This window comes from Lamprobacter sp. (assembly GCF_034860625.1).
In the GTDB taxonomy this organism is placed as follows: Bacteria; Pseudomonadota; Gammaproteobacteria; order Chromatiales; family Chromatiaceae; genus Lamprobacter.
Genome location: NZ_JAYESN010000001.1, coordinates 42,248 through 64,108, shown reverse-complemented (window position 1 = coordinate 64,108; position 21,861 = coordinate 42,248). Strand labels below are relative to the sequence as shown.

General features: G+C 56.4%; 19 protein-coding genes. All 19 read left to right on the top strand.

What is annotated here, in order from left to right:
- Positions 1–75: 75 nt before the first annotated feature.
- Entirely contained in the window at positions 76–243 is a 168-nt protein-coding gene (locus tag VBE63_RS00225) for a hypothetical protein (RefSeq protein ID WP_323680978.1), read from the top strand.
- A gap of 111 nt (positions 244–354) precedes the next feature.
- Positions 355–801, top strand: a complete 447-nt coding sequence (gene gspG / locus VBE63_RS00220) for a type II secretion system major pseudopilin GspG (RefSeq protein ID WP_323680977.1) — start codon at positions 355–357, stop codon at positions 799–801.
- Positions 802–955: 154 nt separating this feature from the next.
- A complete protein-coding gene (locus VBE63_RS00215; protein ID WP_323680976.1) occupies positions 956–1,465 on the top strand; it encodes a GspH/FimT family pseudopilin in 510 nt (169 codons plus the stop codon).
- Between the two features lie 24 nt (positions 1,466–1,489).
- Entirely contained in the window at positions 1,490–1,876 is a 387-nt protein-coding gene (locus VBE63_RS00210) for a type II secretion system protein (RefSeq protein ID WP_323680975.1), read from the top strand.
- The gene (locus VBE63_RS00205; RefSeq protein ID WP_323680974.1) at positions 1,876–2,730 is read left to right on the top strand and encodes a prepilin-type N-terminal cleavage/methylation domain-containing protein; all 855 of its coding nucleotides are present in this window, start codon (positions 1,876–1,878) and stop codon (positions 2,728–2,730) included. The genes VBE63_RS00210 and VBE63_RS00205 overlap by 1 nt, the downstream gene beginning before the upstream one ends.
- 100 nt (positions 2,731–2,830) lie before the next feature.
- Positions 2,831–3,829: a type II secretion system protein GspK gene (locus VBE63_RS00200; RefSeq protein WP_323680973.1), complete on the top strand. Its 999-nt coding sequence runs from the start codon at positions 2,831–2,833 to the stop codon at positions 3,827–3,829.
- A 63-nt stretch (positions 3,830–3,892) separates the two neighbouring features.
- Positions 3,893–5,035 (top strand): PilN domain-containing protein, encoded by a 1,143-nt coding sequence (locus tag VBE63_RS00195; protein WP_323680972.1) that lies wholly within the window; start codon positions 3,893–3,895, stop codon positions 5,033–5,035.
- Positions 5,032–5,640 (top strand): type II secretion system protein GspM, encoded by a 609-nt coding sequence (gspM, locus tag VBE63_RS00190; RefSeq protein WP_323680971.1) that lies wholly within the window; start codon positions 5,032–5,034, stop codon positions 5,638–5,640. The genes VBE63_RS00195 and gspM overlap by 4 nt, the downstream gene beginning before the upstream one ends.
- Positions 5,637–6,221, top strand: coding sequence for a hypothetical protein (locus tag VBE63_RS00185; protein ID WP_323680970.1), 585 nt, complete (start codon positions 5,637–5,639; stop codon positions 6,219–6,221). The genes gspM and VBE63_RS00185 overlap by 4 nt, the downstream gene beginning before the upstream one ends.
- Positions 6,222–6,273: 52 nt before the next feature.
- Positions 6,274–8,451 carry a type II secretion system secretin GspD gene (gene gspD, locus VBE63_RS00180; RefSeq protein WP_323680969.1) on the top strand — a complete coding sequence of 726 codons (2,178 nt, stop codon included), beginning with the start codon at positions 6,274–6,276 and terminating at the stop codon, positions 8,449–8,451.
- On the top strand, positions 8,435–9,418 hold the full coding sequence (locus VBE63_RS00175) for a KpsF/GutQ family sugar-phosphate isomerase (RefSeq protein ID WP_323680968.1): 984 nt from the start codon (positions 8,435–8,437) through the stop codon (positions 9,416–9,418). The genes gspD and VBE63_RS00175 overlap by 17 nt, the downstream gene beginning before the upstream one ends.
- Before the next feature lie 5 nt (positions 9,419–9,423).
- Positions 9,424–13,923: a glycosyltransferase gene (locus tag VBE63_RS00170; RefSeq protein ID WP_323680967.1), complete on the top strand. Its 4,500-nt coding sequence runs from the start codon at positions 9,424–9,426 to the stop codon at positions 13,921–13,923.
- A 253-nt stretch (positions 13,924–14,176) separates the two neighbouring features.
- Complete coding sequence (locus VBE63_RS00165; protein WP_323680966.1) at positions 14,177–14,695, top strand: hypothetical protein; 519 nt, start codon at positions 14,177–14,179, stop codon at positions 14,693–14,695.
- Between the two features lie 182 nt (positions 14,696–14,877).
- The gene (locus VBE63_RS00160) at positions 14,878–16,458 is read left to right on the top strand and encodes a hypothetical protein (protein WP_323680965.1); all 1,581 of its coding nucleotides are present in this window, start codon (positions 14,878–14,880) and stop codon (positions 16,456–16,458) included.
- Between the two features lie 141 nt (positions 16,459–16,599).
- Positions 16,600–17,589: a hypothetical protein gene (locus VBE63_RS00155; RefSeq protein ID WP_323680964.1), complete on the top strand. Its 990-nt coding sequence runs from the start codon at positions 16,600–16,602 to the stop codon at positions 17,587–17,589.
- The gene (locus tag VBE63_RS00150; protein WP_323680963.1) at positions 17,568–18,521 is read left to right on the top strand and encodes a peptidylprolyl isomerase; all 954 of its coding nucleotides are present in this window, start codon (positions 17,568–17,570) and stop codon (positions 18,519–18,521) included. Before VBE63_RS00155 ends, VBE63_RS00150 begins: the two co-directional genes overlap by 22 nt.
- A 7-nt stretch (positions 18,522–18,528) precedes the next feature.
- Positions 18,529–19,221: a hypothetical protein gene (locus VBE63_RS00145; protein ID WP_323680962.1), complete on the top strand. Its 693-nt coding sequence runs from the start codon at positions 18,529–18,531 to the stop codon at positions 19,219–19,221.
- A gap of 15 nt (positions 19,222–19,236) precedes the next feature.
- Positions 19,237–19,887, top strand: coding sequence for a sulfotransferase family 2 domain-containing protein (locus tag VBE63_RS00140; protein ID WP_323680961.1), 651 nt, complete (start codon positions 19,237–19,239; stop codon positions 19,885–19,887).
- A gap of 812 nt (positions 19,888–20,699) precedes the next feature.
- Entirely contained in the window at positions 20,700–21,797 is a 1,098-nt protein-coding gene (locus tag VBE63_RS00135) for an acyltransferase (protein ID WP_323680960.1), read from the top strand.
- Positions 21,798–21,861: the final 64 nt, after the last annotated feature.

The window sequence follows — 21,861 nt, the reverse complement described above, 5'->3', positions numbered from 1 at the left end:
CGGCTTTATACCCGCTGGATCATCCATCGACTGACCGCCAATGAGCCGGTGTTCTAACGATCTCAGGAGCAGAAAATGACCGATAACATCGACAATCTCGTGCTTGAGCACTTGCGGGTCATTCGCGGCGATCTCAGCGATGTCAAAGAGCATTTAGATCGCATGGATGTGCGACTTTCGGCCATCGAGCAAACCATCGGCAGTCTCTATGCGCTGTCAGCGAGCGATCGTGAAACGCTATAGAGCATTATCAAGCGAGTCGAACGCATTGAACGGCGGCTTGAGCTGTCTGAGGTCTAGCCGTTGCCTCTTTAAATCCAGCATTCTCTTAATCGATCCATGAACATAGCTCTGATGCTCACAAAACAACGCTCAAACCCCCAACGAAAAAGCCGTGGCTTCACCCTCGTCGAGCTCTTGGTGGTGCTCGCCATCCTCGGCCTGCTCGCCGGCCTTGTCGGCCCGCAGGTAATGAAATTCCTCGGCAGCTCCAAGACCAAGACCGCTGCGCTGCAGATCGCAGACCTCGGCGCCACGCTCGATCTCTATCGGCTCGAGGTTGGCCGTTACCCTAGCACCAACGAAGGACTTGAGGCCTTGGTCGCTGATCCGGGCAACACCCCGAACTGGAATGGCCCCTACCTAAAGAAATCCCAGGTGCCGAAAGACCCCTGGGGTAACGACTATCAGTACCGCTCGCCGGGTCAAAACGGCCCTTATGACATCTGGTCGCTGGGTGCCGATGGCCAAGAAGGTGGCGAGGGCGAGAACCAGGACATCAAGAGCTGGGAAAGCGTCTAACGCGCATGGTGCGGCGCGACCCCGGCCGATGAATCGCGTGAAATCCACATTAGGTTTATGCAACCCAAGGAGTCTGCGGGGCTGGAACATCTGTTCGCTGGCAGGCCCTAATGAGGCTCGAGCAGGATTCGCATGAACCTCGAACAAGCCCCGGATGAAACTCAGACCCAATCAAGTGGTGGCTCATGACCGACAGCCCGTCGCTACTGGTCTCACAGTCAGCGCGGGCTTCACCCTGGTCGAACTGATCGTCGTGCTTGCAATCGGCGGTCTCCTGCTCACACTCACGCCGCCGCTGATCACCGCGGCCTTGCCGGGCGTTGAGCTCAAGGCTGGCGCTCGGCGTGTTGCCGGCGCACTGCGGCAAACCCGTGAGATTGCAATCGCAAATGGCACTGAGGCGATCTGGCTCATCGATACCGAGACCGGCCGCTACCAGATCGAAGGACGCTCAAAGCAAGGCGCGTTGCCTGATGGCCTCACAATCGAACTGGTCGCGGCTCGGGATGAACTGCTTGATGAGCGGACCGGCGGCATCCGCTTCTTCCCCGATGGCAGCTCAACCGGCGGCCGCTTGATCCTCAAGCGTGGTGAGCGTGGTTATCAGGTCGGGGTCAACTGGCTTACGGGGCGTATCCTGGTCGCCGACTGGGAGGCGGACTGAATCTGCAGACTCAAGTGGAGCATCATGCACCGGCAACAAGGCTTTTCACTGCTCGAGGTCTTGGTCGCCTTCGCGATCCTGGCCCTGAGCATGGGCGTGTTGCTGCAGATCTTCTCCAAGGCCCTAACGACAACGGCAATCAGTGAAACCTACAGCCGAGCCGTCGCGCTGGCCGAGGCCAAGCTCAATGCGGTGGGCACCGACGTGCCATTAGAAGAAGGCGTGCATAGCGGCGATCCGGAAGACGGCATGGACTGGATCATCTCCATCGAGCCCTATGAGTTGCAGGGTTGGCTTGCCGAAAATCCACCGCTGCAGCCCTATCGGATCACAGCGGTTGCATCCTGGCCAAGCGCTCGCGGCACCCGGCGCGTCGTCCTGCGCAGCATTCGCCTCGGTGAGCTCCCCTAATGCAGATCAAGCTTTCGCTCAGGCCCAGGCCCAGGCCCAGGCTCGGGCTCGGGCTCGGGATCAGGGCAAGGCTCGGGTCTCGACTGCAGTTCTGGCCACAGCTCCAGCTCCGGAGACGGCGGAAACGAAAGCTCCAGTTACAACCGCAAAGACAGCGACAACCTGGCTTTACCCTCGTCGAGCTGCTGATCGCGCTATCACTGATCGGCATCATCACGCTGCTATTGTTTTCTGGGCTTCGGCTCGGCTCGCGAAGCTGGGAAGCGGTTGACAAGGTCTCGGAGCGCGTTGCGGATCTGCGCATCGCGCGCAATTTCGTCGAGCGCGCGTTAAGACAGACGCGCGCGACCAACCTGGTTGTCGATGGCATCGAGAGGCCGGTGTTTGCGGGCGATGCCGAAGCGGTGGAATGGGTCGCGCCGCTGTCTGCCCATGCCGGCATCCCTGGGCTGTATATCCTGCGACTCAGCCTTGAGGAGGCTGGCGACGCTCCTCGCTTAGTGCTGACCCGCTGGCTGCTGCATCCCGAGATCCTGGAGGGGACCGGGGAGAGTCCCGCTTGGGAGCCTTTGATGGATCAGTTGAGCGCGACTGGCGATCCAGGTCCATTCGACCTCGACCTGGCCGCGGGTGCCTACGGGCGAACGGTCTTGCTGCCAGAGGTCGAGCACTTTGAGCTGGCCTATTTTGGCCAGCCGTCCGGCGACTTCGAGCCCGAATGGACGCCAGAATGGGTCGAGCAACGCGAGCTGCCCAGGGCCATCCGCTTGCACTTGACGACGCCAGACCAGACCTGGCCGACGACATTGATCAGACTACCAGGCGCTGAGGTGATCCGTGAGCAGGGACTCTAGTCGACGCTGGCCAATCCAGCGCTGCGGTACGCGCTTGCGAGGCAGTGCGGGTTTGCGAAATCCTGCGCGCTTGCGAGGCGGTACCTGCTTGCGAAACCCTGTGCGCTTACGAAATCCTGCGCGTCTGCAAGGCATTGCGCTCGTATTGGTGATGTGGGTGCTATCGTTGCTCACCGTGATGGCGCTCGCGCTCACCCAGATCCAGCGCACCGAGGGCGCGCTGACGGCCAACCAGCTCGAGGCCGCTCGTTTCCGAGCGCGGGCGACGGCGGCCCTGAACCTGGTCGCGCTCAATCTGATGACGACCCCGGCCGTGACCTTTGAAGCGGATGCCATCGTCTTGATGCCGGACGGCCAGCCGCAAGACTTCATGTTGGATGACCACCGCTTGTTATTGAAGCTCTCCAACGAAACCTCGAAATTTGATCTCAACGCCATTTCCCGCAACCAACTGATCACCTTGATCGAATACGCACAGGGCGCTGAAGACCAAGATGAACTGGTGCAGGCGCAGATCGCAGACGCCATTCTCGACTGGCGGGATGCGGATAACCTCAGCCTCCTGAATGGCGCCGAAGATGACGACTATCGGGCCGCCGGGCGTTCGTTTGGTGCCGCGGATCGACCCTTCCAGACTGTGGAAGAACTGCGGCAGGTGCTTGGTCTGTCGCCCGCACTCTATGCCAAACTGGCCCCTTATCTCAGGGTTGAGAGCGCGAGCGCAGGCCGCTACGACGCGTTTTCCGCGGGGCGTTCTAGCCCGGGTGGTGGCGGTGCGGTGATCAACGAGACCTTTGCCGCAGCGCCGGTGCTGGCGGCACTGCATGGATACGCGTTCGAGGAGGCTGAACGCATCGTCGAGCAGCGCTCGCAAGGTCTCTTCGCCGATGCAGAAGACCCACAGCCAGTCTCGTTCGACCGGGGTGGACCCCTCTATCATCTGCGCATCACCGAACCGTCCCGCAGTGAACGCGGTCGAAGCATGGAGGCACTGATCCGCGTTGACTCAGGCCTGGAGGTTGTCTGGCAACAGTTTGGCAGCGCCTCAGTCGACGTCGATGTCAGCACCACCGCTAACGATGCGCTCAATGTACGCTGAGCCCGATCAACCACGCCTAGAGGCGGCTGCTCGATAGCAACCTGTTACCCTGATATTGCAGCCATGGCTATTGCAGACGCACTCACCGGCATTAGATCGTCCTTGTTGACCTCGGCGAGGTTTGATGCGCGCTTAGAGCACTGGCGTTTACAGTTTCTCTCCTGCTTACCGCGCCGTCTGAGCCTGTGGCTCGCCGCTCGACATCCGGACCTCGTGGTGGTCATCCAGGGCGAGGATGCGCAGATTTTTCGTGACGTCATGGGCGAGCGGCAGTTGCTGGAAAGGCTCAGCCTCCAGCCAGCCTCGCTGCCAGCAGTCGAACAGCGCATGGAGAGTAAAGAATCCTGGCGGCAGCGGATGCTTGAGCTGCCCGCGGAGATCCTGCTCAGCCGGCGCTTGGTGCTGCCCGCTAAGGTGCGCGATCACCTCCATCAAGTCATCACCTATGAGCTGGATCGACTGACACCCTTCAGCGCGAGCGAAGTCTACTTCGACGCTCGCGTGGTCGCGACCATGGGCCACGGCAGTAAGATCGAGGTCGAGCTTGCGCTCTGCCCACGCGAGCCGGTTGATGCCTGGCTCAAGCGCCTGCACGCTCAGGGGCTACCGATCTCAAAACTCACCTGGCCCGGTGCTTGGTTGCAGGCCAACTTGCTACCGGCCAGTGCGCGCCCGCGGCGATGGCGATGGTCGTCCCTGATCCTTGGGCTGCTGATACTCCTGATTCTGGCGTTACTTGCCGCAATCTTGGTGACGCCGCTCTGGCAGAAGGGCAAGTATCAGGATCAAGTGATCCGTGAATTGCGAGCGGTCAGCCTGCAGGCGCAGGAGGTCGAGACGGTTCGCGAGGCGCTCGAACGCGCCAGACACGGCAGTGTCGCCGTCATCGAGCGTAAGCGCGAGCACCCACGGATGACCGATCTGCTGCTCGAGCTCACCCAGCTCCTGCCCGATGGCACCTGGGTGCAAACCCTCAACTATCGCGATGGTGAGGTTGACATCCGAGGCGAGTCAACCCAGGCAACTGCCCTGATCGGGATTTTGGAACGTGGACCGGGCATCAGCAACGTCAGCTTTCGGTCTCCGGTGATGCAGGTCGCCACGAGCGGCAGTGATCGTTTTCACGTCGCTTTTACCTATCAAGGAGAGGTGCACGCGAATCCAGCAGACAGGCAAGCAAAGGATCAGCCGAGGGATCAGCAATGAGCATCACCTGGAGTCCGCGCAGCACCTGCAATCTGCTGCTGGTGATGATGCTTCTGCTCCCGATCAGCCTTGTGCTGATGATCGGACTCGGCTGGTTCTCCAAGCTGCAGACCGTCGACGACAACATTGAGCGGGATCTCATCAGGCTGCAACGCTATCGTGGTATTGCCGCGAGCCTACCCGCCCTGCGCCAAGCGCTCGATGCAGAGCAGTCGAACGATGCGTTCAAGGCCTTCTACTTTGACGCCGATACGCCAGGGCTGGCGGGCGCGCAGCTACAAACGCAGGTGCAAGAGATGGTTCGTACGGCCGGTGCAAGGCCCATCAGCACCCAGATTCTGCCGACCAGCGATGAGGATGATCCGCCGAAAGTCAGTGTGCGCATCCAGCTTCAAGGCACCACCGACCAACTCCTGGATCTTCTCTATCGGGTCGAATCTGCGCGGCCTTTCCTGCTCGTTGATCAGCTGTCGATCCGCTCGCAAGCGCGTTCGACCGCAGGGGGACCACAGAGAGTCGCACGGGGTCCTCGGATACCCGATAATCAAGAGCAGTTGACCGTCAGGCTTGATATCTTCGGCTATTTTTTGCGGCCTACCGGATGAAATTAGTGTTGCTCGGGATCGCTGGCTTGTTGGCGCTGAGCCTAGGGCTCCAGTGGTGGGACTGGCGCGAACCGCTTCCCCCATCGCCCGAGGCCAGTGTGCAACTGGATCAAATCAGCGCGCCGACGACTCCACAACTGAGTTCGGAGCTGTCGCTGCTCAGGTCCGAAGAAGACTACATCGCGGTGGTGGAGCGCCCCTTGTTCCTGCCCGATCGACGCCCGCTGCCAGCAGAGGCGGTCGATGTAGAGGTGCCAGATCTGCAGGCTGAGATTGCCGACCTCGCGATGCTCGATGTCAGTGCCACCCTCATCCTATCCCCTACCGAGGCTTCCGTCTGGTTGCGTGACCCTCAGCAGCCCGGTCTCATTCGGCTCCGTCTTGGAGAGGAGTATCAAGGCTGGTTGGTTGCTCAGATCAATGCGGACCACATCCTTCTCGAACGACAAGGCGCAACAGAAACGCTACAATTACTCGACTTCTCCGCGCCTCCCGTACCCGTTCGCGGGCCGCGTCGGCCAGTACCCTCAACCACGACGGCTGGTGGTCAAGCACCACGAAGTCCATCTCGGCGCAACTGACGGCGCCTTGTTCTTCTCCACCGGGTTCGCGATGAGCCTTGATCGAGTGCTTATGTTGATCTCTTGCCCTGAGCGAATAGGCGTTTGGCGCCCTGCGCGGCTAGGCTCGCTGTTGATCCTAGTCGCCAGCCTGCCGCTGCTCCTGGGCTGCCAATCCTTGGTTTGGGACCCGACAGAGAACATCTCGAGCACCGAGGGCCACACCAACGTCGACGCCCGTGCAACCGAAGACCGCGGCCCGGTTCGCGTCGGCGGCGGTATTGCGCTCGGCGACGAGGCGCCAGCCCGCCTTCAAGACGCCATTCAGGCAGGGACAGGGACCTTCGTGAGGCCGGTCGCAGCGCCCCGCACGCCCGGTCAGGAGATCGATGGACCGGATGTCTCCCTGAACTTCGATAACACCGACATCCGAGAGGTCGTCAAGATCATCCTCGGCGATGTGCTCGAGGTCAGCTACAGCCTAGACCCCGCCGTGCAAGGGACGGCCTCCTTGACCACGGCTCGACCGCTCAGCCGCGATTTGCTGCTGCCGACACTCGAGACGCTGCTGCGGATGAACAACGCCGCCCTCGTCGATCGGAATGGTCGTTTTGAAGTGGTGCCGGTCAATAACGCGGTCCGTGGGCGCGTCGTCCCGCAGCTCGGCAGCTCCTCGCGCGCGCTGCCCGAAGGCTATAGCGTTCAGGTGGTCCCGCTGCAATTCGTTGGCGCGGCGGAAATGACCAACATCCTTGAGCCACTGGCGCCTGAAGGCAGCATCGTGCGCATCGATACATTGAGAAACCTGATCGTGCTGGCGGGTAGTGGGCCAGACATGTCGAGCATGCTCGACACCATCCAGATGTTCGATGTCGATTGGATGGCCGGCCTCTCGGTCGGCTTCTTCACTCTGGAATACGCGAAGGTGAACGATGTCGTCACCCAGCTTGAAACCCTGCTGGCGGACGAGTCCGTGAACTCGGCGCAGGGGCTGTTTCGCTTTCTGCCCATTGACAGCGCGAATGCACTGATCGTCGTCTCGCCCCAGCAGCAGTATCTGGCGCGCATCGAAGACTGGATCGCCCGACTGGACCTGGCGGAAGCCTCAGGGACCTCTGCCCAGCGACTCTATGTGTACCGGGTGCGTTATGGCAATGCGGAGAATCTCGCCGATATTCTGACCACCCTCTTCTCAGAGGGGTCGGGGGGCTCCAGCAGCCAGCGCAGCATCGGCGGTATTGCGCCGGGACGGGATCAAGCGTCGATTGGCGGCGATGGCGGCAGCGGCGGCACAGGGGCGGCGTCGCGCAGCGCGCGAGCAAGCGCGAGCTCGAGCACAGTGACCCTCTCTTCCGATGTGAACATTGTTGCCGACGTGGTGAACAACTCACTGCTGGTGCGCTCCAGCCCACGCGACTACAAAAAGATTCTCGATGCCCTGAAACAGCTGGATATCGTCCCGCTACAAGTCCTGGTCGAAGCCACGATCGTCGAGATTCAGCTCACCGGGAGCCTCAAGTATGGCGTGCAATGGCGGTTCAAAGGCCCTGCCGTTGAAGGCTATCAGAGCCGCTCATCCCTGACGCAGGGACAGACAGAGTTTCCAGTGCCGGCCTTTCCTGGATTCAACTGGTCCGTGGTGCTGAAGCCAAGCACCATCAAGGCCACCTTATCGGCATTGGCCGAGGATAACCTGGTCAATGTGCTTTCCTCGCCATCCGTGATGGTGATGGACAACCAAGAAGCGAGGATGCAGGTGGGCGACGAGGTGCCGATCCCGACCGTGCAGCAACAGGGCACCGCGGTCACCGACCGCATCGTCAACCAGATCGAATACAAAAAGACCGGCGTCTTGCTGTCGGTCACCCCGCGTGTCACCCCTGGCGGTCTCGTTCAGCTCGAGATCGAACAAGAGGTCAGCTCCGTCATCCGTGACGATGCCTCCGTCGCCACCAACAATGCGCCATCGTTCCGCACCCGCAATATCACCAGCAACGTCGCCGTTCGCTCCGGTCAGGCCGTGGTGCTCGGGGGCTTGATCCAAGACGAGAGCTCCGGCGGCAAGTCTGGCATTCCCGGCTTTTACCGCGCGCCGATCTTTGGTGCATTGTTCGGTCAAACTAGCCGCGACTCAAGGCGCACCGAGCTCGTCGTGATCCTCACTCCCCGCGTCATCACTTCCGATGCCGATATCGACTCGGTGACCAAAGATTTCCGCCGCAAGGTCCGCAATCTTGATCCGCGACTCTAAGCCTTTGCCGCCCGAGGCGAATACGGCGGTATGCAGCGATCACGCGGCGGTTGCGCGCGAGGTCTTCCGCATCGAGGCCGAGGCTATCGCCGCGCTTGAGGCGAATCTCGATGGCCGTTTCAACAAGGCCGTTGAGGCTATGCTGGCCACAGCTGGCCGCGTCATCGTCTGTGGCATGGGCAAATCCGGCATCATCGGCAAGAAGATCGCCTCCACCCTGGCCAGCACCGGCACCCCCTCGTTCTTCATGCACCCTGGCGAGGCCTTTCATGGTGATCTCGGCATGGTGACCGCTGAGGATCTCTTCGTCGCCATCTCCAATTCAGGAGAAACCGAGGAACTGGTCAAGCTGCTGCCATTCTTGCGCGAGAACGACAACACTGTCATTGCGCTCACAGGCAATCCAGATTCGACACTGGCCAAGCACAGCAACCTGCATCTGCTAGTTCGCGTCGAGCGCGAAGCCTGCCCACTGCAACTCGCGCCAACCGCGTCCACGACGGCAACCTTGGCGATGGGTGATGCCCTTGCCGTCGCCTTGATGAAGGCGCGGGATTTCCAGGCACATCATTTTGCCCGTTTCCATCCTGGTGGTAGTCTTGGCCGCCGGTTATTGCAACGCGTGCGGGATGAGATGCGCTGTGACAATCTGCCCTTTATCAGCCCGGAGGCAAGTGCGGATCAGGTGCTCGCCACAGTTACCGACAGCGGCCTTGGTGTCGCACTGGTGAGCCAAAAGGATGGCCAAGTCGTTGGCGTCGTCACCGACGGCGACCTACGCCGTGCGGTTCAGAAGCACCGTCAGGCTTTCTTCAGCCGCACTGCTGCGGACCTGATGACGATCAATCCCGTCACCATAAGAGTCGATAGCAACATGCACATGGCTATCGAGTTGATGGCTGAGCATCAGATAACACTGCTTGTCGTTGTTGACGGTGAGCGAGTGGTCGGTGTCGTACAAAAATAAGGCTTATGGAACCGATCGTTGATGTCATCATCCCGGTCTACCGGGGGGCTGAGGAAACCCGCGCCTGCATCGAATCAGTGTTGCGCTGCCCACAACGCACGCCGCATCAGGTCATCGTCATCGATGATGCATCCCCGGACGCCGAGCTGCGAGAATATCTTGACACCCTAGTCGATGATTCCCGCATCGAACTGATTCGCCAGCCTGAGAATCAGGGCTTCGTGGCCACCGCCAACCTCGGCATCTGGCTTCACCCTGAACGTGATGTGGTCTTGCTGAACAGCGACACCGAGGTCGCCAATGATTGGCTCGATCGATTGCATGCCTGCGCCACCACCGACTACCGCATCGCCACCGTCACGCCTTTCTCCAACAATGCGACCCTTTGCAGCTATCCGCGCATTGGCGAGGAAAATGCGCTGCCGTCTGATCTAGACACCGCAGCCTTGGACGACCTGTTCCGTCGCCATAATGCCGGCGACATCGTCGATTTGCCCACTGGCGTCGGTTTCTGTCTCTACATGACTCGCGCTGGCATCGAAGGGCTCGGGGGCTTCGATGAGGACAGCTTCGGCGCCGGTTACGGCGAAGAAGTTGACTACTGCATGCGCGGGCGCATCGCTGGATGGCGCAATTTGCTCTGCGCCGAAGTCTTTGTCCGGCATCATGGCGGCGTGTCGTTCCAAGAAACCAGTGCCGCCCGGCGAGAAGTGGCACAGCGCTTCATCGATAAACGTTTTCCGGACTATCCCCAGCTCGTCACCAATTTCTTTAACCGCGACCCGCCCCGCCCCTTCCGCCGCGCCGTGGATCTGGCTCGGCTCTGTGGTTCTGTCCGCCCGCGGCTGCTGTTCATCAGCCATAACTGGGGCGGAGGTGTCGATCACCATATTCAACAGCTTGCCACAGCGCTGGCCGATCAGGCTGAGGTCCTGTTACTGCAGCCGCAGCGCGGGGATATGGCGGTACTGCGCTGGCTGCGCAGCGGCGAAGAACTGGCCATGTATTTGCCGCTGCGGCCCGACACCGCCGATCCCTGGTTGGAACTGTTGTCTGGGCTCGGGCTAAGCCATCTACACTATCATCACGTCCAAGGCTTCCCGCCCTGGATACTCGAGCTTGCCGATGTGCTTGGGCTGCCCTACGACGTGACCCTGCACGACTATCTGCCAGTCTGTCCTCAACTGCACTTCGTCCAGGCCTCGGGTGCTTATTGCGGCGAGCCGACCAACCCGGCGGTTTGTCAGCGCTGCCTCGCCGAACGTCCGCACCACTGGGGTCTCGATATCGGCGAATGGCGCCATCGGTTTCTCGATTGGCTCGCCAACGCCACTCGAGTGATTGCGCCATCCGCCGATGTCAGCGCTCGCATTAGCCGTTACCGGTCTGATCTAGCACTGGTCACTTGGCCGCATCCCGAGATCGACGACACAGGCTCCTATGCGCTAGTGCAGCGTAGCCTGAAGCGCCGCAAGGTACTGCTGCTCGGCAGCCTATCCGATGCCAAAGGCCTTGGCCTGGTCTCCTCAGCTGCGATCGAGGCCGCGCGGCAAGGCATGCTGTTGGATTTACGTGTCATTGGCTCGATACGCCGCAGGGTTCCCCTCTGGCCTGAAGCCAATCTGAGCGTTCATGGCGAATATGCCGAGGCGGACCTGCCCGCGATCCTTGAGCGCGAACGCCCGGATGCCTTCCTGTTCGCCTCCGTGATTCCGGAAACCTTCTCTTACACGCTGTCGCTGGCCATGCGCACCGGCCTGCCTATCCTGGCGCTTGATATCGGCGCCATCGGCGAGCGATTGCGCGACTATCCCGCAGCAAAGCTGTTGCCATCGACGATCGATGGGTTGGCAATGGCCGAAGAACTGGATCGCGTGCCGTGCGCCTATGCGCCCAGGATTGCCGATAAGCCGGCAATGGCCTCCAGCCCAGGCATGCCGGCGACCGAGTATATCCGTCGCTATCTAGCACCGATTTCGTCGATTGGAGCAGTGGGGCCAATCAAGCCAGCCGCAAGCCAGTTCTATCCGCAGCGCGGTAAAGCCGCCGAGGCTTCGCCGCCGGGGCCGCTACTTTATGAGCATGGCGTGATCTGTGGTATAGCTGAAGCGCGCGCGCAACTAGAGCGGCATCTAATCGAGTCAGAGCGGTGTCTGGTCGAGCAAGAGCGTTACCGAGGATATGTCCATGATCTCCAACAACAGCTGAAAGCACGCGACACCGAGGTCACTGAGCTGAAACACGGTCTAAGCAATTTTGACCGTGCTCATCGGCGCCATGTGCAGCACCTCGAGACCAAGGTGAAAGCGCTACAAGCACGCAACGATGAATTGCAGCAGAGCACCTTCTGGCGCATAACGGGTCCGCTGCGCTGGGCCGTGCAGCGTAGCCGTACCACGACCTCAACAGTCCGCTCGTTGCACAAACGACTGCCCCGTGGGCTGGCGCTGGCGCGCCGAGTGCTCGCGGAACAGGGTTGGCGCGGACTGGCTGCCGAGATTCGCCGCCGCCAACGTCAGCGAGTCCGCTTCGATGTACAGCTCAATGTTGATTATCAGGTGGATGACGATATCCGCCCGCTGCTGCTGCCTGTGGTCGACGACCCCGAGGTCAGCATCATCATCCCAACCTATGCTCAGCACGAGCTCGCCTACACCTGCCTGAAGAGCCTGGCCGAGCACCTGCCTGGGTTCGGCATCGAGGTGCTGCTGATCGACGACCATGCCCCGGAGCCGGCTGCCGATGCTTTGGCTTCGATCGAAGGCCTGACCCTGATCCGCAATCCCGAAAATCTCGGTTTCTTGCGCAGCTGCAACCGGGCCGCCGAGCAGGCAAGGGGTCGCTATCTATTGCTCCTGAATAACGACACCTTGCTGCTCGAAGGCTGTCTCGACGCCCTGCTCCGCACCTTCGCCGAACACGAGCAGGTCGGCGCCGTCGGCGCACGGCTGATCTATCCCGATGGCCATCTGCAAGAGGCCGGGGGGATCGTCTGGAAGGATGGCTCGGCCTGGAACTGGGGGCGTGGCGAGCATCCCGAAGATCCGCGTTTCAACTACGTACGCGAGGTCGACTATTGCTCTGCAGCCTGCCTCATGGTGCCAACGGCCTTGTTTCGGGAGCTTGGCGGCTTCGACGAACGCTACGCGCCCGCCTATTACGAGGACACCGATCTTTGCCTGGCACTGCGCGATCGCGGCTACTCCGTGCTTTATCAGCCGGCGGCGACCGTCGTTCACTTCGAGGGTGCTTCGCACGGTACCGATGAATCCGCTGGCCTCAAGGCTTATCAGGTCCGCAACCGTGACCTTTTCCGCCAAAAATGGGCCATCCGACTGCAGCACCATCTGGACAACGGCGTTTGCCCGGAACGCGAGCGCGACCGTGTCGATGGGCCCCGTGTGCTCTGGATCGAGGCCTGCATGCTGACGCCGGATCAAGATTCCGGCTCGCTACGAACCTGGAGGCTGCTGCAGTTAATCCGAGCGCTCGGCTGCAAGGTCACCTTCATGGCGGATAACCTGCAAGCTACAGCACCCTATGCCGATCAGCTCCGCCAAGCCGGTATTGAGGTCCAGTCAGCGCCCCACACCAGCTCTGTCAGCCAGTATCTGGACACTGAAGGTGCGCATCAGGATGTGATTGTCCTCTGTCGGCACTACATCGCCATCCGGTATATTGATCAGGTGCGCCGGGTGGCGCCGCAGGCACGCTTGATCTTCGATACCATCGATCTCCACTATCTGCGTTTGCGGCGCCAAGCCGAGCTGGATCAGAATCCGAGTACGCGCGCCGCTGCGGATTTGGCCTATCGCGAGGAATTGAGCATCGCTGAGCGCAGCGACATGACCTTGGTCGTCAGTGGTATCGAAGCAGGTGAGCTCGCCCGCGAGCTGCCGGGCGTCCGCGTCGAGATCCTGAGTAATGTGCATGATCCGCTCGATGAAGTGGCCCCGGCTGCGGGAAGGCAACATATTCTGTTCGTCGGCGGGTTTCAGCATCCGCCTAACATCGACGCCGTGGAGTTCTACGCTCGGGAGATTTGGCCAGTCTTCCGCGAAGACCATCCTAATGTGCGGACCTACATTGTCGGCAGCCGAATGCCTATGGAACTGCGCCGTCTCGGGGAAGCCGCCGGTCTGGATATGCTCGGTTATGTTGCAGATTTGCAACCGCTGCTCGCTGGTTGCCGTCTGTCAGTGACGCCCCTACGCTATGGCGCGGGAGTCAAGGGCAAGGTCAACCAGAGCCTAGCCGCCGGGCTGCCTCTGGTTGCCACGGCGATAGCCATCGAGGGCATGGCCCTTGAGCATGAGCGGGATGTTCTAGTGGCCGAGGAGCCGGCAAAGTTGGTGGCTGCAATGTCTCGCCTGTACGCTGATGATAGGCTGTGGCATCGACTGTCCGAGAACGGCCGCCAGCGCATTCGCGAACAATTTTCCTCTGAGGTCGCCAGGGCCGGACTCCGGCGAATCTTACAAACCGAAGCGTTGGAATCAAAGTGATGCAGTATTTATGCAACAGGCGTTAGCACTCAACAAATGCGCTCTAAGCGTTTGCAAAGCCAGTGATCTAGGGCTTAAAACAAGCCGATCCAGATGATGGCGACAGGGTTGCCATCTCGGAATCGTCGCAAAAAAAATAAAGTTGCAGAACAGGAACAGCCTTGCTAGATTCTGTCCATATCGTCGAAGCGACTCCTAACAGGGCGATGACGCCCAACGGGCATTGCTCTACCGCCGAACTCAACTAGCTCTCATGAGTATTCGCTTCAAGCAATCTTCTATCATCCTGCTCCTAGCCGCGTTATTGTTCTTGGCGATCCTGTCGAACCGTTCGTGGGTTGACAAGGGTGATCCCGTGCCGGCCGCCATGGCGGACTCTGATGAAGCAGCGCCACCAGCCGGGCAGGGCGCCGAATCCGATCCCATCCAGGCGGATGACCGGTTATCCGAGCAGCACTTGTCCGATCGTGTCGAGGCGCGCTGGGCAGCCCTCGCCGAGGGGGACTTTGCCAAAGCCTACGAGTACGAGACCCCAGGCTACCGTGACACAGTGACCCCTCAACAATATCCATCCCAATTCGGTCGTGCCGTTCGATGGATCGGCGCCGAAGTCCTGCACTTGGATGTGTCGGAGACTGGAGACCGGGCGGAAGTCAAAGTGTTGCTAGAGTACGAGGCTCGCACGCCCGTTGGCGACACCTACACCAACCGCCGGCCCCTGAACGAGCGATGGATCGCATCCGAAGGAGACTGGTGGTATGTACGTGACTGATATCGCTTTAACGCGATCGATTGGTGGGCCTGGCTACGGTTCGGCTGTACGCCATCACAGCCTTAGAGTATATTTGGGGCACGCTTGGTCGCGTGTGTCGATCTGCTTTCCGTTCCGGCCAGACGACGCATCACCGGCTTTAGTTCCCCACGTTTCCTAAACCCTCACAAGGGAGATCTGAAATGAAGTTTAACTTTGCACGACAGAAAACAGCAGTCGCCGTTGCGGCCGCCCTGTCAGTAGGCGCAGCAGCGCCGGTGTTTGCGGTCAGTCACTCAGACACAGGCCTCGGTGAGGTTGCCCTCGTACCCTACTACACGGTGCGCGATAGCTACGACACTAACATCAGCGTCGTCAACACTTCTAATCGTTACGTCGTCGCCTTCAAGATTCGCTTCCGCGAGGGGTCGAACAGTCGTGACGCGCGTGACTTCAACGTCTTCCTGTCGCCGAATGATGTCTGGACAGCCACAGTTTCTATGGGTGAAGACGGGGTCCCATTCATCCAAACTGCAGATACGAGTTGCACGGCACCTTGGATCGCAAATAACCGGGATCAGGGTTTTGTTGTCGTCGGGCAAACTGCGGATGGTCGCGATATCAAGCAGCTCGATATGACGAATATCGCGTATGCAGGGGGGTCAGTATTTCCACCAGATAGCGGTTCGTCTTCAATAGAGCGTGCTCAAGAAGGCCACATTGAGATCATCGAAATGGGGGTCGCCTCGCCTAACCCAAACGATAGCGAACTCGGCAGTCTTGCTGTTCACGGCCCCACGCACAACTGCGCCTATTTGGCTGGAGTCTATGATCCTGTTAGGAATCCAATCACTGTAATGGGTTCAGGTCCAATGCAGTGCAATGATACTGGTGTGCCGATTGGCTCAACTGCATCTGGAGATCTAGCCTTCCAAGCGGAATTCTGCGAGCCTCTGAATGTCCTTAAGGTATCCGCTAGTCTGATCAAGGTTGATGAAGGAGTTGCCGGAGGGATGCCGGTCACGATGCTATCTAATTTCTTTAATCCTGCTGGCATCGAGGATCCGAACAACCCAGACATGCAGGATCTCATGAATGAGCCAATGTCTGTGAACCCTAATCTGAGAGCCGCATTCCCGGCAATTTCAGTGCAGGTAGCTAATGGTTTGCCGGTATTGGCAGACTTTACTATGGGTAGCCCTCGAGATGGCGCGAATGCGGTCAGCAGTCTCTTTTCTGCGACTGATGTCATCAATGAGTATGCGGTTGGTGGTGCGGCGGATGCACAGACTGCCTGGGTTGTGACCTTCCCAACCAAGCATGTTTATGTTGATCTAGGTGAAGATCCGTCCGCGCCAATAGCCCCATTCCAAGCACCTTACAGTAGTGGCGTTTCCTGCGTGACGGTTAATTTTGACTATTACGATCGGGAAGAACAGTCGCCCTCAGTTGCGCCAGGGCAGGTTCTACCTTCACCTCCGCCAGTGACGCCTATCCCGACAAATTCGATCTGTGATGAGGCTCAGGTGATCAACTTCGGCTCAAGAGATATTTTTGGATCTCAGCACAACTATGTTGTTGATCGCGAGGATGGATTCGACTCTGGCTGGATGCGCCTTGGGTTCCCTGGTGCTGGACAGATCACGGATGTAAACGGCTTGATCTTCAGAGGGCTACCTACGATCGGCTTCTCGCTCAAGACATTGGATAACGGAACTATCGGTAACGCATTGCGCACCTATGGTATGACCGCTGAACACGCATATCAGCGGACTATTGAATGAGGGTAAGGAGGGTCTAAATGCCTGTGTTCGGTAGCGAATCTTACCGCTAAGAACGCTGTCTAAAGTCTCCAAGGAAGGAGACAACAAAATTGAGAGCTTTTTACTCCTATGCCTTATGTTTTTTCATAATACATTTTTAGATTGCATATCTTAACATTTATGAACGTAGCAAGTGCGCATCCAGCTTATTCTCTTTGTCTCGCCTTAGGCATGGTTATTCTGGCAACAGCAGAAACTGCTAATGCTCAGCAGGCAGAGTTGCGGGATAATAGAGGTTTGGTCGCAACATGTAATTTTTCTTCTTTTACAGCATCTACAAATTTAACAAGCGTCGTTATTAGATGCAGCGATAGTGCAATAATTCATAGAAGCGATAACGGCGATAACGGCGATAACGGCGATAACGGCGATAACGGCGATAACGGCGATAACGGCGATAACGGCGATAACGGCAGCGGGACTGGCTGTGATAGATTTTTCGGTGGGGCCGGCTGTTTTGGTCAGACTTGGGATGGCGACTGGTATACTCTTGATGAAGAAATGTCATCAAGTATACATGAGACTCTGTTCATCCCGTCTAGAGAAAACTATACGACAGTAATTGTATCGCCACCAGGAAATGATAATGAAAGCCATTGGGGATGTGGCCCTGAACAAATGCCGGCAGTAGACATTAAATCGCAATGCGATTGGTCTAAGTCACTTTTTGGAAATGTAACTTATATGTCACGACTCCGTACCTCGGATGGTAGGCCTGTTAGATCTAATATAAGAATAAGCACCATAGAAATGCTAGATGAGCTTGGATCCTATATCTTTGGTATCTCTGACCGTCCAGACGATGCGCTAGATATCAATATGGCTCCAAGGGATCCCTACTGTTACAATCTTACACCTTCATCGGGTGCGTCTTTTTCTGGGCCATTTAACTTTCCTGGATTCGAATCCCTACCTAGGTGCCGGTACTTAAATACGGCTGCCGCCGCAGGAAGCTATTCTCAGCTATATCTTAAGTTTAAGGCTGTTGGAACAGGTACGAATCCTCAAGGTAATCCGGTCAATGCGGATGATTGTGGAAACACGATAAAATGTCGGATGTATATAAATGCATGGGGTTCAAGATCTCAGTGATGCTTAAGCGAGCATCGACAGCGCTTGCCCTCCTGGTTTTGCTTACAATGTTCCGAGCCGCAGATAGTTCGGAGCAGAGCAGAGTTTTGATTAAAAGTAACAAAATCAGTGTTTCTATTACTCAGGAAGATATCGACCTCGAACTGCAGACCCTCAACCAAGTGCAGCGCACTCGCACGCTCGCAAGCGCTTCTGCTATCACTAATCTAATCAATGAGTTGTACCGCCGCAGGGTACTTGCAGATTTGGCCAAGCACGAAAACCTTGACCAAACCGATACAGTCCGTCTCAAGCTTCAGCGCGCGAATGATTCCGTGCTTTCGGATGCAGCAATTGATTTTCATCGACGTGGGCTAATTGCTTCGATGCCGGATTTCAATAAACAGGCTAGAGAGCACTATCAAGCTGATCCAGAGAGATTCCTTAAACCAGCAAGCGTACAGGTTCGGCATATACTTTTCGAAAGCAAAACACCGGAAACCGTCGAAGCAGCCCTCAACAAAGCAGCTAAACTACAAGAAGAGCTTGAGGCAGGACACGGCTTCGCGGATGCTGCGAAAGAGCATTCTGATGATCCTGTTAGCGCTCGTGAAGGTGGATTACTTGATCCTTTTTCCATAGGTCAAATGGTCCCGGCATTTGAACAAACAGCCTTTGCTCTTGAGACTCCAGGGGAAATTAGCGAGCCTGTGGTGACCCAATACGGTGTCCACTTGATTCAATTGGTCAAGAAGATTCCAGCGCACCAAAAGTCATTTGATGAAGTCAAGCCGGGGCTAATCTCTTCCTTACAACAGGAATGGCTAAAGCAATCCATGCAACGCTGGCTCGATGAGGTCTCAGGGCCAGACTCCGCGACTGTCGATATCGAAGCACTCGAGAGTACCTTGCAGCAATTGACTGGAGAGAACGCTAGTCCGGCTCAGCATTGAGCAGCTGATGATTGCATTTCTGCACATGCTGAAAGCTGGCGGGACGACATTGAGACGTCTGCTTGAAGATGTTTATCAAGAAGGCTTGGTCACGGATTATGATGATATTCCGATGTCCAACCGCCCTCAGCATGTTCTACAGCGACGCCGACGTTACCAGACTCTTCATTCTCAGGGATTGAATCCCAGTCCTCAAATCGTGTTTGGGCATTTCGTACTATCTAAGTATCGAGGGCTAGAACAGTGTTTGCAGTTTGCAACCATGTTTCGCGATCCCGTTCCGCGTGTGGTTTCTCATTATTTTCATTATCTTAGAAATATCGGTCTTGAACGAAACGAGATCTTGCCCGTAGGCATCACGTTGGAAGAATTCGCGCGGCTGCCTAAATATCGTGATATGTACCTTTTTTTACTCGGCGGACTAGGGATCGATGAGTTAGATTACGTCGGCATTACCGAGGAATTCGAAGCGAGCGTAGCATTGTATTTTAAGATCTTTCCGCACGAATTAGCAGAAGAGGTTGTCAAAAGGGCTACTGACTTGCGCCTTAATCAAGCCAGTGAATATGTTGATGCAACAGACTATCTGCACGAGCAAGGTTTATTCAATAATATACACCGGTCGCAACGCTTGAACGAGAAGATGTATTCTAGGGCCAAAGCTCGTTTCAATACATTATGTCGAAAACATGGCGTTTGATATCACAGGGCATTTATGATTATCAATCATAGCCTCAAATTTATCTTTCTCCATGTACCAAAAACAGCAGGAACCTCAGTCACATCCTGGCTCAGTGAACACACTGGCTGGAACGATATTGAGCTAGGCGGAACTCATTATGGCGAACAGATTCAAGCCATTTATGGGCAACGGTTTAAGCTGCACAAGCACTCCCCTGCCAACCAAGTCAAATCAATTGTCGGTTCGGACATATGGAATAGCTACTACAAATTTGCTATTGTCCGGCATCCGCTCGACCGTTTAGTATCGGCCTTTCACTTCTATCAGGCATGGGAGCATCCTAGTGTTGCTCCAGCAAAGGAGTGTAAGAACATCAATGAGTTTCTGAACTCCGCCTATTTTGACAAAGACCGCCGTAACTGTACCCGTTCGACGGGTTCCCAGGCCAAGTTCCTCGAAAGCCCGCAAAATGAGCCCTTAGATAAGATTTGTCGCTTTGAAATGCTCGAGGATGATATAGCTGAGGTTGCTGACTTTCTAAGAATCAATTTGCCGCAATTGCCGCATAAAAATAAAACTGCTCATGATACCTTTCAAGCATACTTCACCCCGGAGATGCGTGCACTTGCTGAAGGGATCTATTTTTCTGATTTCCTCGCATTTGGCTATCAGCTATCAGCTTGAGGGCTAACGTTCATTTGTTTGAGCCAATACTCAGAAACGTCAAGGCGCAACGCCCCTCAATATCCGATCACCAACAATGCCGCCTCGCAAGACCTGCGCCAATGGTTCATTGCCCGGAGTATCATGATGGGAACGCGCAAGGAGTCTTTGTCACGCACCTATCCATTGCTTGCCAGCGTGATCGAAATCTGTCGCTGACGTAGGCATCTCCCTTGGCCCTCTCTGGCCGCCGTCATGACTGAACGACGCGCCGGCCGGCCCCGGCATTGCTGGGCTCCTATGGCGGGTGTCTGAAGGACCACTACTCATCTAGCATGGCTTGCGAGGACTGCACGCACGTTATCAAGCTCGATTTCGAATACGCGCCTGGTGTTGTGGGGATCTTGTTCACTTAAATACCTGCCAAAAATAAACCCTGTAGGCTGACCTCGAATGGCGCCGAGCCCGGCTTGTGCAAAAAACTGCGCAGCTTCTGTCAAGCAACTTGGCAATTGAAAAGACGCGATCGAATAAGCCGAGGAGTCGACCTCGTCTGATTATGTAGCTAGGGTTTTGAAACAACAAAGAGTCCTCTTGGCACTAAAATTAAAGGAATACTTATAGCTTTTTCGCATTGTTCTCTGTGTAGTGTAAACAATGATCACATTGGCGCAATCTGGTATTTTGTCATCATTATAATACTTCGCTGCCAGTTCAAAATACTTAAACCTTTCGCTATCCTATGAGTTGAGCCACTACCGAGAGAGAGATGGAGTGATGAATGCTTCTCTCGCCTTATCGTTTCGGCAGTGGCGCCGTTTTGGAGCGTCGCCATGATCGAAGGTCAGCGAAACAGCGGACTGGATTTGTTTCGATTTGCTGCAATCGGCTTGGTGCTGATGTCGCATAGTCGCCACATATTCGAATGGTACGATATTCCTGGTTGGAATTGGTGGTGGCTTTCAGTAGGAGGGTATCTTGGCGTCGAGATTTTCTTTGTACTTAGCGGGTTCTTGATTGGCCGAATACTCTTTCGTGATGTTTTTTTCACTTTAAAGCCCGCGTGGAACAGTCTCTGGAGATTCTTCATTAGGCGTTGGTTCAGAACCTTGCCAATGTACTATCTCGTCCTCTTGGTGACTTTTTTCATTAGCATCTGGCAGGGCGGAGCGCAACATGCATCCTGGTTGCACTTGTTTTTCTTACAAAACTTTAATCGGGAAGCTCTGACCTTTTTCCCCGTCTCCTGGAGTCTTAGTGTAGAAGAGTGGTTTTATCTTCTAATTCCCTTGTCTATTTGGTGCATATTGCAAACAGGCGCCAGTCTCGGCTTGCGTAAACCCCCTTGGGGTTGGTTGATTCCAGCTATGATTATTCTAACTGTGTTGGTTCGAGCTTACACGGTCAGCATCTTTCCTGATCTAACCTGGGGCGACGTACGGAAAACCATTTTTCTGCGCTTCGATTCACTTCTGCTGGGGGTTTTCGGCGCTTACGTCAACCTCTATCATTCTCGCATATTTCTTGCTATAGCAGAATTAAAATTTCTCCTGCCGTCCTTGTTCGGCATAAGTGGTCTTATCGCGTATTACTACATCCTGGGTCAGAGTGGTCTCGATAGCAGCTTTTTTGCTAAGGCATTCATGTTCAATTTAACGTCATGCTTTTTGCTACCCCCTCTTGCCTATTGCACCCTGCGATGTGAGTTTCGCTCGTTGGGTGTGACTTATGGAAGCGTGCTTTCTTACGGAATATACCTTATCCATTTTCAATTCCTGCGGCACTTTATCCAATTATCAAACGAACACCACAAAATTTTAGTTTCTATCGGGTTATGGTTAGTTTTTCTCTCCATAACTGTTTTCGTATCTTTTCTTTTGTACCGGTTCTATGAATACCCGGTTATGCGAATCAGAGACAGATTTTCTTGACTGCAGGCTTTGTGCCGTTCAAATCAAGCTTAACTCATTTGGCTACGGTCAGAAGATGCGCAAG

What these genes read in the sequence shown, in the direction of transcription:
- VBE63_RS00225 (WP_323680978.1), top strand. Translation starts at nt 76, where the DNA reads ATGACCGATAACATCGACAATCTCGTGCTTGAGCACTTGCGGGTCATT.
- gspG (WP_323680977.1), top strand. Translation starts at nt 355, where the DNA reads ATGCTCACAAAACAACGCTCAAACCCCCAACGAAAAAGCCGTGGCTTC.
- VBE63_RS00215 (WP_323680976.1), top strand. Translation starts at nt 956, where the DNA reads ATGAAACTCAGACCCAATCAAGTGGTGGCTCATGACCGACAGCCCGTC.
- VBE63_RS00210 (WP_323680975.1), top strand. Translation starts at nt 1,490, where the DNA reads ATGCACCGGCAACAAGGCTTTTCACTGCTCGAGGTCTTGGTCGCCTTC.
- VBE63_RS00205 (WP_323680974.1), top strand. Translation starts at nt 1,876, where the DNA reads ATGCAGATCAAGCTTTCGCTCAGGCCCAGGCCCAGGCCCAGGCTCGGG.
- VBE63_RS00195 (WP_323680972.1), top strand. Translation starts at nt 3,893, where the DNA reads ATGGCTATTGCAGACGCACTCACCGGCATTAGATCGTCCTTGTTGACC.
- gspM (WP_323680971.1), top strand. Translation starts at nt 5,032, where the DNA reads ATGAGCATCACCTGGAGTCCGCGCAGCACCTGCAATCTGCTGCTGGTG.
- VBE63_RS00185 (WP_323680970.1), top strand. Translation starts at nt 5,637, where the DNA reads ATGAAATTAGTGTTGCTCGGGATCGCTGGCTTGTTGGCGCTGAGCCTA.
- gspD (WP_323680969.1), top strand. Translation starts at nt 6,274, where the DNA reads ATGTTGATCTCTTGCCCTGAGCGAATAGGCGTTTGGCGCCCTGCGCGG.
- VBE63_RS00170 (WP_323680967.1), top strand. Translation starts at nt 9,424, where the DNA reads ATGGAACCGATCGTTGATGTCATCATCCCGGTCTACCGGGGGGCTGAG.
- VBE63_RS00165 (WP_323680966.1), top strand. Translation starts at nt 14,177, where the DNA reads ATGAGTATTCGCTTCAAGCAATCTTCTATCATCCTGCTCCTAGCCGCG.
- VBE63_RS00160 (WP_323680965.1), top strand. Translation starts at nt 14,878, where the DNA reads ATGAAGTTTAACTTTGCACGACAGAAAACAGCAGTCGCCGTTGCGGCC.
- VBE63_RS00150 (WP_323680963.1), top strand. Translation starts at nt 17,568, where the DNA reads ATGGGGTTCAAGATCTCAGTGATGCTTAAGCGAGCATCGACAGCGCTT.
- VBE63_RS00145 (WP_323680962.1), top strand. Translation starts at nt 18,529, where the DNA reads ATGATTGCATTTCTGCACATGCTGAAAGCTGGCGGGACGACATTGAGA.
- VBE63_RS00140 (WP_323680961.1), top strand. Translation starts at nt 19,237, where the DNA reads ATGATTATCAATCATAGCCTCAAATTTATCTTTCTCCATGTACCAAAA.
- VBE63_RS00135 (WP_323680960.1), top strand. Translation starts at nt 20,700, where the DNA reads ATGATCGAAGGTCAGCGAAACAGCGGACTGGATTTGTTTCGATTTGCT.